This is a genomic window from Rhodococcus maanshanensis NBRC 100610 (genome assembly GCF_001894865.1).
Lineage (GTDB): Bacteria > Actinomycetota > Actinomycetes > Mycobacteriales > Mycobacteriaceae > Rhodococcus_G > Rhodococcus_G maanshanensis.
In genome coordinates this window covers 66,863-80,151 of sequence record NZ_BCXA01000021.1, presented here as the reverse complement: position 1 = coordinate 80,151, position 13,289 = coordinate 66,863, and the positions used below count along the sequence as shown (strand labels likewise).

General features: G+C 67.0%; 14 protein-coding genes and 1 pseudogene. 9 read left to right on the top strand and 6 right to left on the bottom strand.

The genetic code is table 11. The annotated features are described in order from the left end of the window. Positions 1-85: 85 nt before the first annotated feature. Positions 86-586 carry an Ig-like domain-containing protein gene (locus tag RM1_RS11635; RefSeq protein ID WP_072751496.1) on the top strand — a complete coding sequence of 167 codons (501 nt, stop codon included), beginning with the start codon at positions 86-88 and terminating at the stop codon, positions 584-586. Between the two features lie 1,407 nt (positions 587-1,993). Here the strand turns inward: RM1_RS11635 and RM1_RS11620 are convergent. Both RM1_RS11620 and RM1_RS11615 read right to left on the bottom strand, forming a co-directional pair. Beyond that, the gene (locus tag RM1_RS11620; protein ID WP_245816238.1) at positions 1,994-2,281 is read right to left on the bottom strand and encodes a hypothetical protein; all 288 of its coding nucleotides are present in this window, start codon (positions 2,279-2,281) and stop codon (positions 1,994-1,996) included. Between the two features lie 674 nt (positions 2,282-2,955). Beyond that, positions 2,956-3,717, bottom strand: a complete 762-nt coding sequence (locus tag RM1_RS11615) for an SDR family oxidoreductase (protein WP_072751492.1) — start codon at positions 3,715-3,717, stop codon at positions 2,956-2,958. Positions 3,718-3,847: 130 nt separating this feature from the next. Between RM1_RS11615 and RM1_RS11610 the strand changes: the two genes are divergently transcribed. The 4 genes from RM1_RS11610 (at position 3,848) to RM1_RS11595 (ending at position 7,898) form a co-directional block, all read left to right on the top strand. Further along, positions 3,848-4,120 (top strand): winged helix-turn-helix transcriptional regulator, encoded by a 273-nt coding sequence (locus RM1_RS11610; RefSeq protein WP_083576670.1) that lies wholly within the window; start codon positions 3,848-3,850, stop codon positions 4,118-4,120. A 257-nt stretch (positions 4,121-4,377) separates the two neighbouring features. Further along, positions 4,378-5,283: an aminoglycoside phosphotransferase family protein gene (locus RM1_RS11605; protein ID WP_072751490.1), complete on the top strand. Its 906-nt coding sequence runs from the start codon at positions 4,378-4,380 to the stop codon at positions 5,281-5,283. A gap of 189 nt (positions 5,284-5,472) precedes the next feature. Further along, positions 5,473-6,345 carry a beta-keto acid cleavage family enzyme gene (locus tag RM1_RS11600; RefSeq protein WP_169922310.1) on the top strand — a complete coding sequence of 291 codons (873 nt, stop codon included), beginning with the start codon at positions 5,473-5,475 and terminating at the stop codon, positions 6,343-6,345. Between the two features lie 455 nt (positions 6,346-6,800). Then, a complete protein-coding gene (locus RM1_RS11595; RefSeq protein ID WP_027500997.1) occupies positions 6,801-7,898 on the top strand; it encodes a 3-deoxy-7-phosphoheptulonate synthase in 1,098 nt (365 codons plus the stop codon). On the opposite strand, the gene RM1_RS11590 is transcribed toward RM1_RS11595, so the two are convergent. The 3 genes from RM1_RS11590 to RM1_RS11580 are packed head-to-tail and all read right to left on the bottom strand — an operon-like array spanning position 7,864 to position 9,398. Then, the gene (locus RM1_RS11590; RefSeq protein WP_072751489.1) at positions 7,864-8,517 is read right to left on the bottom strand and encodes an alpha-ketoglutarate-dependent dioxygenase AlkB; all 654 of its coding nucleotides are present in this window, start codon (positions 8,515-8,517) and stop codon (positions 7,864-7,866) included. The two genes, RM1_RS11595 and RM1_RS11590, sit on opposite strands and share 35 nt — an antisense overlap. A 25-nt stretch (positions 8,518-8,542) precedes the next feature. Further along, positions 8,543-8,887 (bottom strand): hypothetical protein, encoded by a 345-nt coding sequence (locus RM1_RS11585; RefSeq protein ID WP_092667805.1) that lies wholly within the window; start codon positions 8,885-8,887, stop codon positions 8,543-8,545. A 13-nt stretch (positions 8,888-8,900) separates the two neighbouring features. Then, positions 8,901-9,398 (bottom strand): GbsR/MarR family transcriptional regulator, encoded by a 498-nt coding sequence (locus RM1_RS11580; protein WP_072751488.1) that lies wholly within the window; start codon positions 9,396-9,398, stop codon positions 8,901-8,903. 118 nt (positions 9,399-9,516) lie between these two features. On the opposite strand from RM1_RS11580, the gene RM1_RS11575 reads away from it, so the two are divergent. The 4 genes and pseudogenes from RM1_RS11575 (at position 9,517) to RM1_RS11560 (ending at position 12,252) form a co-directional block, all read left to right on the top strand. After that, positions 9,517-10,161, top strand: a complete 645-nt coding sequence (locus RM1_RS11575) for a LysE family translocator (protein WP_072751487.1) — start codon at positions 9,517-9,519, stop codon at positions 10,159-10,161. A gap of 109 nt (positions 10,162-10,270) precedes the next feature. Then, positions 10,271-10,699, top strand: coding sequence for a CBS domain-containing protein (locus RM1_RS11570; protein ID WP_027500993.1), 429 nt, complete (start codon positions 10,271-10,273; stop codon positions 10,697-10,699). A gap of 12 nt (positions 10,700-10,711) precedes the next feature. Then, positions 10,712-11,787: pseudogene (locus RM1_RS11565) on the top strand (zinc-binding dehydrogenase). Between the two features lie 39 nt (positions 11,788-11,826). After that, positions 11,827-12,252 carry a VOC family protein gene (locus RM1_RS11560; protein ID WP_027500991.1) on the top strand — a complete coding sequence of 142 codons (426 nt, stop codon included), beginning with the start codon at positions 11,827-11,829 and terminating at the stop codon, positions 12,250-12,252. A gap of 15 nt (positions 12,253-12,267) precedes the next feature. Here the strand turns inward: RM1_RS11560 and RM1_RS11555 are convergent, their stop codons facing one another. Beyond that, positions 12,268-13,287, bottom strand: coding sequence for an AraC family transcriptional regulator (locus RM1_RS11555; protein ID WP_072751486.1), 1,020 nt, complete (start codon positions 13,285-13,287; stop codon positions 12,268-12,270). Positions 13,288-13,289: the final 2 nt, after the last annotated feature.

Below are 13,289 nucleotides of genomic sequence, written 5' to 3'. Positions count from 1 at the left end.
CCCCCCACGGGCATGCGATCCGTATTACGGTAACCGCGGAATTCATCCAGTCGATCGTTCAGATCGTACGAGAAAGGGAATATTTATGTTGAAGCACCCGATCAAAGTTGCCGTGCTCGCCGGCCTCATTGCCGGGGGGTCACTGATGACCGCCGCTCCTGCGATGGCCGCTCCGGTTACCACTTCCCCCGCACCGCACAGCGCCAGCGCCGATGGCGGCGGCAGCCTCGCGAACATCCTCGGCCCCAACTCCCCCCTCGCGCCCCTCCTGAAGCTTCTTCCGACCGGCTCCCTCGGTACCGACAAGGTCGTGGATGTGAAGACGACGCTCGCGGGTCCGGCTACGGCGAAGGCCGGTACGAAGGCGTCGTTCACGGCGACCGTCACACCCTCGTCCTCCACAGGCAAGGTGCAGTTCAAGGTCGACAACAAGGCGGTCGGAGCGCCGATCCCGGTCGTGGGCGGCACTGCCAAGACGGACCTGACGTTCGACAAGGCCGGCGCGAAGTCGGTGACTGCGGTGTTCGTCGGTGCTGACGGCAAGGAGTACGCCTCGGCACCGCACACCGTTACCGTCACCAAATGACAGGCGCTCGATGACGAGAGCCTGACGTCGCGGCGTCGGCTGCAATACGGCGGGTGGGTGTTGATCGAGCCGATCGCACCCACCCGCCTGGCGTCCTTCGTCGTGCGCGCCCGACGCGAGGCATACGAGGAGAGCCCTCATGATTTCGCAGTGGTTACTGCCGTCCCCGCCTCCTTGAGGTTGACCCCCGCGGTCGAAGGTCAGGGTGAGGTCGATGCCTTCGGTTTCGCCGAGCCAGCCTTCGTCATGTGCGCGTTGGTGAGGTTGCTCAAGGTCGGTTTCACTGAACTTGGTTGCGACTCAGACTCGCTCGAACGTCGGCGCTGCGGGTTGGGCGGGCGCGCGGGGTGTGAATCGTCATCGTAGTTGGCAACTCCCGACGTGCTGATCTGTCGTGTGACAACTAGGGTGACGACAACATGGGGCGGTCGTTGTCATCGAAGTTGGCAATTGTTCGCGGCGGTTCGTTGACCAAATCATGGTGCGACGTCAATTGGCGATCTGCTGCGACCGCGGAGGGTTGACGGTGCGGCGGTGCGGTTTGATCGCCACACCGATCGTGCGGTGGCGTCGATCACCGCGCTCTGCGAATCCGGGTGGTGACCTCACGTCCTCCCGAGACATGTTGCCGCCGAGTGGGAGCGGGAGTCAGATGAAGGACTTGCGCTGCTCTGATCGGCGAGGAATGCGTTTCCGCGATCGGAGGCACCACAGGGCGGCACCGAAAAGGGGGAGTCCCCAGACCGCCAGCAGCCAGAGGGCACGGTGTCGGCGGGGCAGGGAAGTGGCGGTGACGATGGATCCGGTGACTGCCGCTGCAAGGGAAAGCCACACGATCACCGCGATTGCGACCACCGCACCTCCGACAAGGAAGGCGCCGAATCCCGGCATACAGTCGGGCCCGTCGTTCCTGGCGCATTCGCTGAGTCCGGCCTCTGCCACATCCGTGATGTCGATACGGCGAGGCATGAGCCGACTGTACCGGCCAGCAGGGGCATCGGTCGGTGTGTAGTGGCTGATCCGAGTCGGACGAATGTCCAAATATTCCGTTACGGTCGGCGAACAAGTTGGTACCCTCCGGGACCACGAACGCGGCCGGGGTGGGCTGCGTAGCAGACCTGCCGCACCGCTGCAGGTGATCTACAGGGGGAAAATTGGTGGTCGCCATCGTGCTCATTGCTGGGTTTTTCGTACTCCTTGCCGGCGGAACAGCTCTCATCGGACGGTGGGACGGACCGGATCCCGGGGAGTCGGACGAGAAGTGGATGTCCCGCGGGCAACCCGAGGATCATCCCTAGCTTCATCGCAACGCCGGTTCTGGCGAGGCGTCAACGGCGTCCCTCCGGCGAGACCACCTCGGGAGTGGGATGGCACCGGGGAGGGTGTCGGCCCTCGTGCGCTCTTCGGCTATCGCCCGGCAGGGCCCTGGGAGATGTGTTCCCGTAGGCGGTGCAGGAACCGCTCGCGATGTCCGTGGAGTAGTTCCGCCTCGGCCGCATCGATGGCTTCCTCGTGCTGCTCGACTCGGCGAAGTTCGAGTGCGCGTGTGACGCGCGCCGGGGTGGTCTGCTCCTGCAGGCGACAGGCTCGAGCGGCGGCCGACTCGTCATGGAGCAGGTAGGCGGCAGCGCGATCGCAGTCGATGAGGATTCGCTCGTATCCCAGGCGCAGTGGGGACTCTGCGGGGAGTCGCATGATGGCGACGTCCTCGATCAGTTGGAGCGGTAGGCGTGCGAGCCGGTAGTTGAATCGACCAATCGCCAGGGGAGGCCAAGCACGGTTTGATCGTATCGGTAGCGCGGCGGGGCTGTTTGTGGAGATCGCTGAGGAATTCCCTCGTCCTCTTGTGGTGGCGGTGGTCTAGGTGGAGCCTGGTTCCTGGACCGCGCGTGCACGGCGTTGGTCGCACTCCCTTCGGCCGTGCATGCCTGCGAGAGGCCGCCGGTGTGTCAGGACGCCGACGGCCTCGCTCATGAAACGAGCCCTGCCGAATGGTGTGCATCCGGCAGGGCTCGTGTGCCACACACAGGGGGATGGGAGTGGCACATTCTGAAAATCGAGTACTCAGGGCGTCGCGTTACCGCCATGCGCCGGGCCGCGGCCGCAAGGTGCGCGGTGGAACGTGGAGTAGGACGCTGCCGCGCTGCCGCGGGTGCGACTCGCCGCACGCCGGTATCGGAATGGGCCTCGCCGCGCGACTGGGGGAGCGGCGAGGCCAACGCACCGTCGGAGTGGTCGGCTACCCGGGCCCGGGAGCGATCCCGAAGGTCTCCCGGAGCTGAGGGTGGAGTTCGCGTGTGCCCCGCTGGAAGGTGACCGAGGCGGAGGAGAGTGCATCGAACGCCGCCCGCCTCGGTTCCGGACCGAGTTCAGGAAGTTGGCATCGAAAGATAGTCCAGTCCGCCGACATAGATCGTGTGGCCCGTAGCGTCGTTACTGCGAGTGGCATCGGCGACTGCGCGGGCGAACTCCTCGACCGTTGGAAGTGGTCCTTGATCTCGACGCGCCTCGACGGCGTCGCTGTTCCGGCGTTCGAGTAGTCGCACGATGATCGTGCCGTCGATCATGTCGCCCGACACAACAACAAGCTCGATTCCGCGATCAGATAGCAGCGGGATCAGGTTCCGCAGCGCGTCTTCTCCGGCGCGCTTGCTCTCCGCAATGGGTTCGTACTCCGCCGGCACGGGTTTGCGGCCATGAAAATGTGCTTGATGGCTGGTCACGAACACGATCCGAGACCCAGATGGCATGAGCGGCAACGCCAACTGGACGAGTCTGAGCTGCGCGTCACGGTTGATTCTCATCGGATAGTCCGGGCCCGCACTGAGTTCGAGGCCACCGGACGCGCTCAGGACCAGCACATCCAGGCGCCCGAACTCCTTGGCCACCTTGGCGATCAAGCGGTTTGCCGCGGCTTCGTCGGACAGGTCGCCGCCGGCGACCGATGCGGTCCCTCCTGCTTGAGCGATGCCGTCGGCAATCGCCTGCGCGCGCTTCAACTTCTCTCGATAGTTGATGATCACGTGATCGCCGTCAGTCGCGAGCGCCTGCGCGGTCTCGGCGCCAATCCCGCGCGATGCCCCCGTGACCAGTACGACCCGCCGACCGTCAAGGTCCACAGCCTCGCTCATGACGCCCCCTCCTGATTCCCCAAACGCTTCTGATTTCGAATCACTATGATGGTTCGAAATGAGAAGTGCAAGAGAACCGGAACGGTCCCGACAGCTGAGCGAGCCCTCCGCGCAGCCGATTCTTGCGGCGATGGAGCTTCTTGGACAGCGCTGGGTCTTGCGTGCGCTCTGGGAGCTCGAGCCGGGCCCGTTGGGCTTTCTCGAGCTGCGACGACGGATGGGAAGCTGCTCGTCGAGCGTGCTTTCGGAGCGGCTGCAACAACTGCAGAACGCCGGGGTGCTCGAGAAGCGGACCGATAAGAGCTACGAGTTGACCGTCGCTGGCATGGAGCTCGGCACAGCCTTGAAGCATGTCTGGGGCTGGTCTGAGCGCTGGTCCGCCGATCTACGTTCCACTCGTTGAGCTGTTGGCCAACTCATCCGACCATTGGCCAACTAAGTTGGCGATTCACAGACGCGGGGGGGACCGTCATCCCAGTTGGCATTTGCCAGGGCTCTGACCTGCGGTTTGACAGCTAGAGTGACGGCCTTCGGCCGCGATCGTGGTCAAGATGGTTGGCCGTTGTTCGCGGGCCGCCGCGAGACGCGAGCGGTCGACAGCGATCATCCGTAGACAAGGACCCGAAGGGGCAATAAGCGGCTGACGTACCGTGGCTTCGTATGACCGATTCCGAGACCGAGGTCTCCGTAGAGCTGGTCCGCGATCTCCTCCAGGACCAGCATCCGGAGCTTGCGGGGTTGGCCATCCAAGAGGTAGCGGGCGGCTGGGACAACCACAAGTGGCGCCTAGGGGATGAGTTGGTCGTGCGCATCCCTCGCACGGAACGTGCACCGGATCTCCAGCGCAAGGAGCGCCGGTGGTTACCCGTTCTGGCTCCACGCCTTCCGCTCCCGATCCCGACCCCTGTGCGGATCGGCGAACCGTCCGCCCGCTTCCCGAAGCCCTGGACCATCATGACGTGGGTCCACGGCACGCCGCTTGACTGCACCTCGATCAGCCGCGCCGACCATGCGGCTGACACCCTCGCGAGCTTCCTCACCGCCCTCCATATGGAGGCGCCCGCCGAGGCACCGTCCGGTTTGGACCGCGGCGCTCACCCCAAGGACTGTGCGGCCAGCTTCGAGAAGCTGCTCGAAGCCGTTGCGCCCGGCGGCTTTTCCGCCGACTTCCAGGGCATCTGGGGCGTCTGGGATGAGGCCGTTGCTGCCCCCGATTGGGATGGCCGGCCGGTCTGGCTACACGGTGACCTCCATCCCGCGAATGTCGTCGTCTCGGACGGAACGCTCTCGGGCGTGTTCGACTTCGGGGACATGTTCGCCGGCGATCCGGCGTGGGACCTCGCGGCCGCATGGCTGCTGTTGCCCGATGGTGCGACCTCACGGTTCTTCGCGGTGTACGCGCAGGCGGACGAGTCGACGATCCGCCGCGCCCGAGGGTTGGCGGCACTGAAGAGCTTGTTCCTCATCCGCATGGGCCAGAACGGGAAACAGGGCTTTCCTGGCGGCAAGCCGACATGGGGGCCCGCAGGTCAGGCGGCGCTCCGTCGTGTTCTGACACCAGGATAGAATGCATAGCGCTACCGACTCGTATGCCGCCTCGCGGCCGTCCTAGCTGCTCGATCGGAACCACCCGATCCTGCCCCTCGCCCGGGCCCAGCATCGCCGAGCCGGGGCCGCTGTGCCAACTATCTGGCAAACTGCCAACTACGGTGTCCGTTCACACGAGGGAATCCGTCACTGGTATATGGGGGTCGAGTGAGTTCGGGTAAGCCGCTGGTGATCGAGGCAGCGATCAATGGGTCGACATCAAAGGTAGCCAATCCCAACGTTCCGCGTACGGTCGAGGAGATCGTCGTGACGACTCTTGCCTGTGTCGACGCAGGCGCATCCATCGTGCATAACCACAACGACGAGCCGAACTTCGGTGAGCCGAGCGTGCATTCGGCTGATCCTTACGAAGTGGCGTGGCGCCAAATCTGGGCGACTCGCCCCGGTTTGCTGCTGCACCCCACGACATCGGGTGAGCGCTCATCTGCGATCGCTGATCGTTTCTCGCATATTGCAGAACTCCATCAGCGCGGCGCCCTCACCATGGCCACCACAGATGTGGGCTGCCTTTCGCTTGCGACCGACGGACCCGAAGGGCCGATGGCCTTGCCGGTCTTCGGCAACTCCGCTGCCGACGTCGACTGGTTGTTTGGGTGGTGTCGTGAGGCGGACCTGCCACTTCACGTGTCAATCTACGAGCCCGGCTTCCTCCGGCTTGCCCTCGCGCACCACAAGGCGGGCCGGCTGCCGGCACGGACGAAGATCCAGCTGTATTTCGGTGGACCGACGGCACTGTTCGGCCTGCCGCCGACGCGGACCAGCCTGAATGCCTACGTCGAGATGATCAGCGACGTAGGCATTCCATGGATGGTTGGGGTGCCGTGGGGAGACGTGCTCGGATCAGGGCTCGCCGAGGCAGCCCTGCAAGCGGGCGGCCACGTCCGAGTCGGTCTTGAGGACTTCGCCGGACAGGGACAGCCAACGAATGAGGAGCTGGTGGCGCAGGCGGCCGACCTCGGGGCGCAGCATGGTCGCCCCCCAGCCGGCATGGATGACGTCATGGCCGCACTCTGGGGCTAGGTTTCGGGTGGAGCCTGGTTCCGGACTGCGTGTGATGGCGTAGGCCGCACTCCCTTCGGCCGGTTCTTGCTTTCGAGGGGTCGCCCGCTTCGGCCACCGCTCGGGTCCGTCAACCTGATCAGGATCGGCTCGCGACGGTCTGGGCAGCAGAGCTGACCGATACGTTCGTCCGAGGCAAATTGCCAGTGGCCAACTATCCTGACGATTGGCCAACAATGTTGACGAAATGGCCAACTATCTTGACGATTGGCCAACAAGGGTGACCATTCACACCCGCGCGCGGGGCGCTGCTACAGTGGCGCCCATGCAGCGCGCATATTTCTGGTTTAGCAGGCTGGCCCCGGGTGGGCCGGTCGGCGTAACCACGCGCTGACTTCCTCCACCCCGAGCCGCTATCGACCGGCTCGCGGGTGTGCACGCATTCTCCTGGGTCGGCCTGAACGAACAGGACACCCATGACACTCACTCTCGACACCGATGTGCTCGGCCTCGACGACCAGCGCACCGTCTCGATCAGCCCGTTGGCCGCGCCGGCCGAACTGCGGCGCGAATACGCAGTGGACCCCGCCGTCGCCGCGACGGTGCGCGGCGGGCGGGATGCGACCGTGAACATCCTCGACGGCCGCGACGACCGCCTGATCGTGGTGGTCGGTCCGTGCTCCGTGCACGACCCGGACGCCGCGATGGATTACGCGCGCCGGCTCGCGGAGAAGGCCGAGCAGCATCGTGACAACCTGCACATCGTGATGCGGGTGTACTTCGAGAAGCCGCGCACGACGCTCGGATGGAAGGGTCTGGTCAACGACCCGCACCTCGACGGCAGCTTCGACATCAACACCGGCCTGCGGATGGGACGCAAACTGCTGCTGGACATCTCGTCGCTCGGCCTGCCGGTCGGCTGCGAGTTCCTCGACCCGATCACCCCGCAGTACATCGCGGATCTGGTCAGCTACGGCGCGATCGGCGCCAGGACCGCCGCGAGCCAGGTGCACCGCCAGCTCTGCAGCGCGCTGTCCATGCCGGTCGGGATCAAGAACTCGACCGAGGGTGACGTGCAGGTGGCGGTCGACGGGACCAGGGCGGCGGCGGCGAGCCACGTGTTCCCCGGCACCGATCTCAACGGGCTGTCCGCGCTGATCCGCACCGCGGGCAACCCGGATTGCCACGTCATCCTGCGCGGCGGAACCGACGGCCCCAACTACGACGCCGCGACCGTCGCCGACACCATGGCGCGGCTGGCCAAGGCGGGCCTGCCCGAGCGGGTCGTCATCGACGCCAGCCACGGCAACAGCCGCAAGGACCACAACAAGCAGGTCGACGTGGTCACCGACGTCGCCGCGCGGATCGAGGCCGGCGAGGCCGGCATCTCGGGGCTCATGCTGGAGAGCTTCCTCGTCGCGGGCCGTCAGGACCTGACCCTCGGGCGGGCGGACGAGCTCACCTACGGGCAGTCGATCACGGATGCCTGCCTGGACTGGGACACCACCGCGGCGCAACTCGACCGGCTCGCGGGCGCGGTCAGCGCACGCCGCGCGTCCGGAACTGCACGCTGATCCGCGGCCCGGTGGGGCGGGTGCTCTTGGGGACGGCGTGCTCCCAGGTCCGCTGGCAGGACCCGCCCATGACCAACAGGTCGCCGTGGCCGAGCGAGTATCGGAGGGAGGCGCCGCCGCCGCGGGGCCGCAGGGCCAGGGTTCTTGCGGCGCCGAGGGAGACGATCGCGACAATCGTGTCCTCGGTGCCGCCGCGCCCGATGGTGTCGCCGTGCCAGGCGACACTGTCGGTGCCGTCGCGGTAGTAGCAGAGCCCGGCGGTGGCGAACGGCTCGCCGAGTTCGCACCGGTAGTGCGCGTCGAGGGCCGTCTTGGCCTCGGTGAGCAGTGGGTCGGGGAGCGGGGCGTCCTCGGCGTAGAAGCTCACCAGTCGCGGGACGTCGACGACGCGGTCGTACATCTGCCTGCGCTCGGCCCGCCACGGGACCTGGTCGACGAGATCGGCGAACAATTGCTCGGAGCCCTGTAGCCAGCCGGGGCGCACGTCGATCCAGGCGCCCGCGGTCAGCGCACGCCTGCGGACGCTGTCGCCGAGCGGCTCGAGCCGAGCGCCCTCGGTCGGGTCGTCGAACAGCGACGCCTGCACCGCGATGTCCACGCAGACAATCCTACCCAGCATCGAACAAATGTTCTAGTTGGCTCCGCTATTCGGCGGTGAGCTCCGCGAGCTGCTCGGCCGCCGTGGTGTTTCCCAGGCCGGCGAGGCGGCGCAGCTCGTCCAGGTCGTCCCGCTCGGTGGCGAGTTCGATGAGCTGGTCGGCCGCATCGGCGTTCCCGCCGTCGGCCAGGCGTCGGAGCTCGTCCATGTCGCCGAGTTCGCCTGCGAGCTGGATCAGCTCGTCGACCGCGTCGGTGCTTCCGCCGTCGGCGAGGTGTCGGAGTTCGTCGATGTCGCCCCGTTCGACGGCGAGCTCGACCAGCTCGTCGATGGCCGTTGCGTCGCCGTTCTCGGCGCGCTCCCGCAGGGCGGGCAGGTCGTGCTCGGTCATGATCGGCAACCTCTCAGTTGTGGGGAGCGGGAAGTGCTCCCGTTCGGCGGAGTTCGTCGCGACGGGTGTGCCATTCGTCCAGCAGTGTGGGGAGCCGCTCGCTGAGGAACTCGGCCAGTGCGACCATCTCCTCGAGGGGTGCGCGACGGTCGGGCGGGGCATCGGCCAGCAGCGCCAATCCCTCGCGGAACAAGGCCGCATGCTCGCGGTGGATGGCGGAATCGAAGTTCTGGGGTTGCTGACTCGCGGGGTCAAGGCTGACCCGGTCCACCCGTTCGCCCGCGACGCGGGTCCGCCGTGCCATCCGATAGCTCTCCAGCAGCTTGACCGCGCCGGTCACGGCGCTCCGGCTGGCCAGCATGGCATCGCCGAGCTCGTCGATCGTCTGCTGTGGCGGATCGCAGACGAACAGGTACCCCAGCAGTCGCCCCGCCATCGGCGGGAACCCGTACTGGCGTGCATAGAAGCGGCCGACGTGGTCGGCGAAGATCAGCTGCGCGTCGTGTGGCACCCCTCGAGGGTAACAGTTATGACTGAGATGACACAGATATGTGTCATCTCAGTTGGGTGGCCAGTGGTGCTCAACTGGCCCGCGACAACGGCCTGCGCCCCGTGCGAACCTCATCGCCATGATCACCGGCGCGGCAGTTCTCGGGGTCTCGGCGGTCGCACTGGGCATGGTGCTCACCCCCGGGCCGAACATGATGTACCTCGTCTCGCGCAGCGTCACCCAGGGCAGGCGCGCGGGCCTGATCTCGCTCGGCGGCGTCGCCGTCGGCTTCGCCTGCTATCTGGCGGCCGCGACCGCGGGGATCTCGGCGGTCTTCGTCGCGGTGCCGCAGCTCTACCTCGCGGTGAAGCTCGCGGGCGCGGGCTATCTCGGGTGGTTGGCCTGGCAGGCGCTCCGGCCGGGTGGGGCCTCGGTGTTCGCGCCGCGCCCGCTGCCAGCCGATTCCGCCCCGCGACTGTTCACGATGGGGCTGGTCACGAACCTGCTCAACCCGAAGATCGCCATCATGTACCTGGCGTTGATCCCGCAGTTCATCGATCCGGGGGCGGGGCGGGTCTGGGCCCAGAGTCTCGGTCTCGGCGCCGTGCAGATCGCGGTGGCGTTGACGGTGAATGCCGCGATAGTCGTTGTCGCGGGCTCTATTTCGAGCCTTCTCGCGGCCAGGCCGGGCTGGCTGAAGGTGCAGCGCTACCTGATGGGATCGGTGCTCGGTGGGCTGGCGCTGACCCTCGCCCTCGACAGATCCCGCCCGGCGGTCGCCTGACCGGCGGCGATGCGCCCCTGATTCCTTTGTCCGTTGATGGTCGGCGGGGCTTCCGGCTGCCTATGATCGACACAGCGGTAGCCGAGCGCGGATGGATCGGGGTGTCCAGATGCAGATAGCGGATGTGTTGCGGAACAAGGGCCAGGCGGTGGCGACGGTCGGGCCGGGGATCACGGTCAGCGTGCTGATCGGCGAACTCGCCAGGCACAACGTGGGCGCCCTCGTCGTGGTCGAGAACGACGAGGTGGTCGGCATCGTGACCGAGCGCGACGTGGTGCGCCGCATCCACGAGCGCGGCGCCGACCTGCTCGATGACCTGGTCGGGGACATCATGACAACGGCGGTGTTCGCCTGCCTGCCGACCGACAGCGTGGACAGTCTCGCCGAGACCATGACCGAGCGCCGGATCCGGCACCTGCCGGTGATCGTGGACGGACAATTGGTCGGCATCGTCAGCATCGGTGACGTGGTGAAGAGCCGGATCGGTGAGTTGCAGGGTGAACGTGACCAGCTCGAGGCCTACATCGAACACGGTTGAGGGGAGCCGACCATGGTGGAGACCATGCGCGCCGCACGATTCCATGCCGACTCCAAAAAGACTGTGGTGGAGGATGTCCCGATACCCAGGCCGGGGCCGGGGGAGGTGCTCGTCAAGGTCGAGTACTGCGGGATCTGCCACTCCGACCTGAGCCTGATCAACGGAACCTTCCCTGCGCTGCTGCCGGTCGTCACCCAGGGCCACGAGTCCTCGGGAACCATCGCGGAACTCGGTGGGGGAGTGGCGGGCTGGGCGGCGGGCGATCGGGTCATCCCCTCCGCGGGCAAGGCCTGCCTCCGGTGCCGCAACTGTCGGCGCGGGGATCTGACCAACTGCCTGAACATCCAGCTGATGGCGTTCGCCTACGACGGCGCCTGGGCCGAGTACACCGTGGCGCAGGCGGGCGGGCTGACCCGGATTCCCGACAACGTCCCGTTCGATCAGGCGGCGATACTCCCCCAAGGACTACGTCCAGGGCGGGACCCCCAGCCGACGCGGTGTCCACGCCCTACGGCGCCGTTGTTCGCACGGGGGAGGTCACCGTCGGTGAGGTCGTCGGTGTGTGGGGCGTCGGCGGCATCGGCACCCACATCGTGCAGCTCGCGCGCCTGGTCGGTGCGGTCCCGATCCTCGCGTTCGACATCAACCCGGTGGTCAGGGAGCGGGCCCTCGAACTCGGCGCGGATTACGCCTTCGACTCAAGGGACCCGGATCTGAAGCAGAAGGTCGCCGAGGCCACCGGCGGCAAGATGCTCGATGTCGCCTTCGACTCGGCCGGTCTCGCGGTCACCTTCTCCCAGGCGCTGGACTGCCTCGCCGTCGGCGGCAGGCTCATCCTGGTCGGGCTGAGCGACCAGGAGGCGGTGCTGGGCACCACCACCGCCTTCGGGTTGTCGAAGAAGCAGGTCAAAGGCCATCTCGGCTACAAGAACGTCGACATCGAGACCTTGGCCGAACTGCTCTCCCGTGGTCGCCTCGACGTCTCGCGCTCGATCAGCGAGATCGTCTCGCTGGAGGACGTCCTGGTCGGCATCGAGAAGCTGGACAAGCACGAGGGCGATCCGATCAGGATCCTGGTCAGGCCCTGAGTCCCTGACCCTGTCGGTCCCCGGTCGTACTGTCGCCACATGGGATACGAATTTCAGGTGACAGTGGACGCCGCCGACCCGCACACGCAGGCCAAGTGGTGGGCGCAGACTCTCGAATGGCGGGTCGAGCCGAGCGATGAGGACTTCATCCGCGGGCTGGTCGCGGCCGGGCACGCCGCCGAGGAGGACACCCAGGTCTTCGAGGGCACCCTGGTCTGGAAGGCGGGGGCCGCGATCAGCGACCCCGAGCACCAGGATCGCCCGCGGGTGCTGTTCCAGCTGGTGCCCGAGTCGAAGTCGGTGAAGAACCGGCTGCACTTCGACGTGCGCGTCGGCGAGGACAAGCAGGCGGTGGCCGACGCCCTCGTCGCCCGCGGCGCGACGATCCTGCATCGCGGGCAGGTGGGCCCGAATTGGTGGATCACGATGACCGATCCCGAGGGCAACGAATTCTGCGTCAGCTGAGCGCCGACGCGGCGCCTAGCGGTACGCGCCGGGGGTCTCCCCGGTCCACCTCTTGAAGGCCCGCCGGAACGCGCTCGGCTCGGAGAACCCCAGCCGCGCCGACAGGTCGTCGACGGACTCGCCGCGGCCGAGCCCGGAGATGGCCGCGTCGCGGAGCACCTCCTCGCGGAGCTGATTGAGCGAGGTGCCCTCCTGCCGCAGCAGCCGGCGCAGGTGCGGGACGCTGATCGAGAGCATCTCCGCGATGTCGTCGGCGGTGGAGGTGCGGCCCTTGACCCCGGACTCGAGGACCTTGCGGACCTGCGCGGAGGCAGTGCTGTCGTAATCCCGTTCGGAGAACAGCAGATTCGGAGACTCCCGCAGGTAGTCCTCCAGCGTCTCCTCGGTCTGGATGATCGGCGCACGCATGACGGCGTTGTCGAATTCGAGCGCGGCGACGTCGGCGCCGAAGGTGACCTTGACGCCGAAGATGACGTCGTAGTTCCTGGCCAGCAAGGGATCCGGAGCCGGATACGGCACCTCCACCGAGATCAGCTTGACCCGCTTGCCGACCAGCCAGGCCGCGAACCGGTGCAGGAGTATCAGCTCGAAGTCCGTGAGCAGTCGGTCGGCGGCGTCCGCGGTGGCCGCGGGCAGCGCGTCGTCCCGAGGGGGGATCACGACCTGGAGCCGGGTGGTCGACTCCCCGGTCCGGATCCGCAGCGGCGGCGGTCCGGGGAGTGCCCGCATGACGTCGGCCATCCGCTCGAGCGCGCTGCCGAGGTCGGGGGTGTGGATCAGCGACAGGCAGACGAGCTTGAACGTGCCCCTCGGCACCGGTGCGGCGCCGAGGCCGAACAGTTCGTCGCCGGTCAGTTGCCAGGCCGCCTGGGTGAACACCGTCAGCTGCTCGGCGGTCAGCAGCGCCTTCTCGTCGCTCAGCATGGGGAGGGTGATGCCCGCGGCCGCAAGGGGGATGGACATGTCGAACCCGCCGCTCGCCGCCAAGGCGGCGGCCCTGCGCACGAAGTCCGCCGGAATGGTGCGCTGATTCACCG

What these genes read in the sequence shown, in the direction of transcription:
- RM1_RS11595 (WP_027500997.1), top strand. Translation starts at nt 6,801, where the DNA reads ATGACACTCACTCTCGACACCGATGTGCTCGGCCTCGACGACCAGCGC.
- RM1_RS11585 (WP_092667805.1), bottom strand. Translation starts at nt 8,887, where the DNA reads ATGACCGAGCACGACCTGCCCGCCCTGCGGGAGCGCGCCGAGAACGGC.
- RM1_RS11605 (WP_072751490.1), top strand. Translation starts at nt 4,378, where the DNA reads ATGACCGATTCCGAGACCGAGGTCTCCGTAGAGCTGGTCCGCGATCTC.
- RM1_RS11635 (WP_072751496.1), top strand. Translation starts at nt 86, where the DNA reads ATGTTGAAGCACCCGATCAAAGTTGCCGTGCTCGCCGGCCTCATTGCC.
- RM1_RS11620 (WP_245816238.1), bottom strand. Translation starts at nt 2,281, where the DNA reads ATGCGACTCCCCGCAGAGTCCCCACTGCGCCTGGGATACGAGCGAATC.
- RM1_RS11560 (WP_027500991.1), top strand. Translation starts at nt 11,827, where the DNA reads ATGGGATACGAATTTCAGGTGACAGTGGACGCCGCCGACCCGCACACG.
- RM1_RS11570 (WP_027500993.1), top strand. Translation starts at nt 10,271, where the DNA reads ATGCAGATAGCGGATGTGTTGCGGAACAAGGGCCAGGCGGTGGCGACG.
- RM1_RS11590 (WP_072751489.1), bottom strand. Translation starts at nt 8,517, where the DNA reads ATGCTGGGTAGGATTGTCTGCGTGGACATCGCGGTGCAGGCGTCGCTG.
- RM1_RS11610 (WP_083576670.1), top strand. Translation starts at nt 3,848, where the DNA reads ATGGAGCTTCTTGGACAGCGCTGGGTCTTGCGTGCGCTCTGGGAGCTC.
- RM1_RS11575 (WP_072751487.1), top strand. Translation starts at nt 9,517, where the DNA reads ATGATCACCGGCGCGGCAGTTCTCGGGGTCTCGGCGGTCGCACTGGGC.
- RM1_RS11615 (WP_072751492.1), bottom strand. Translation starts at nt 3,717, where the DNA reads ATGAGCGAGGCTGTGGACCTTGACGGTCGGCGGGTCGTACTGGTCACG.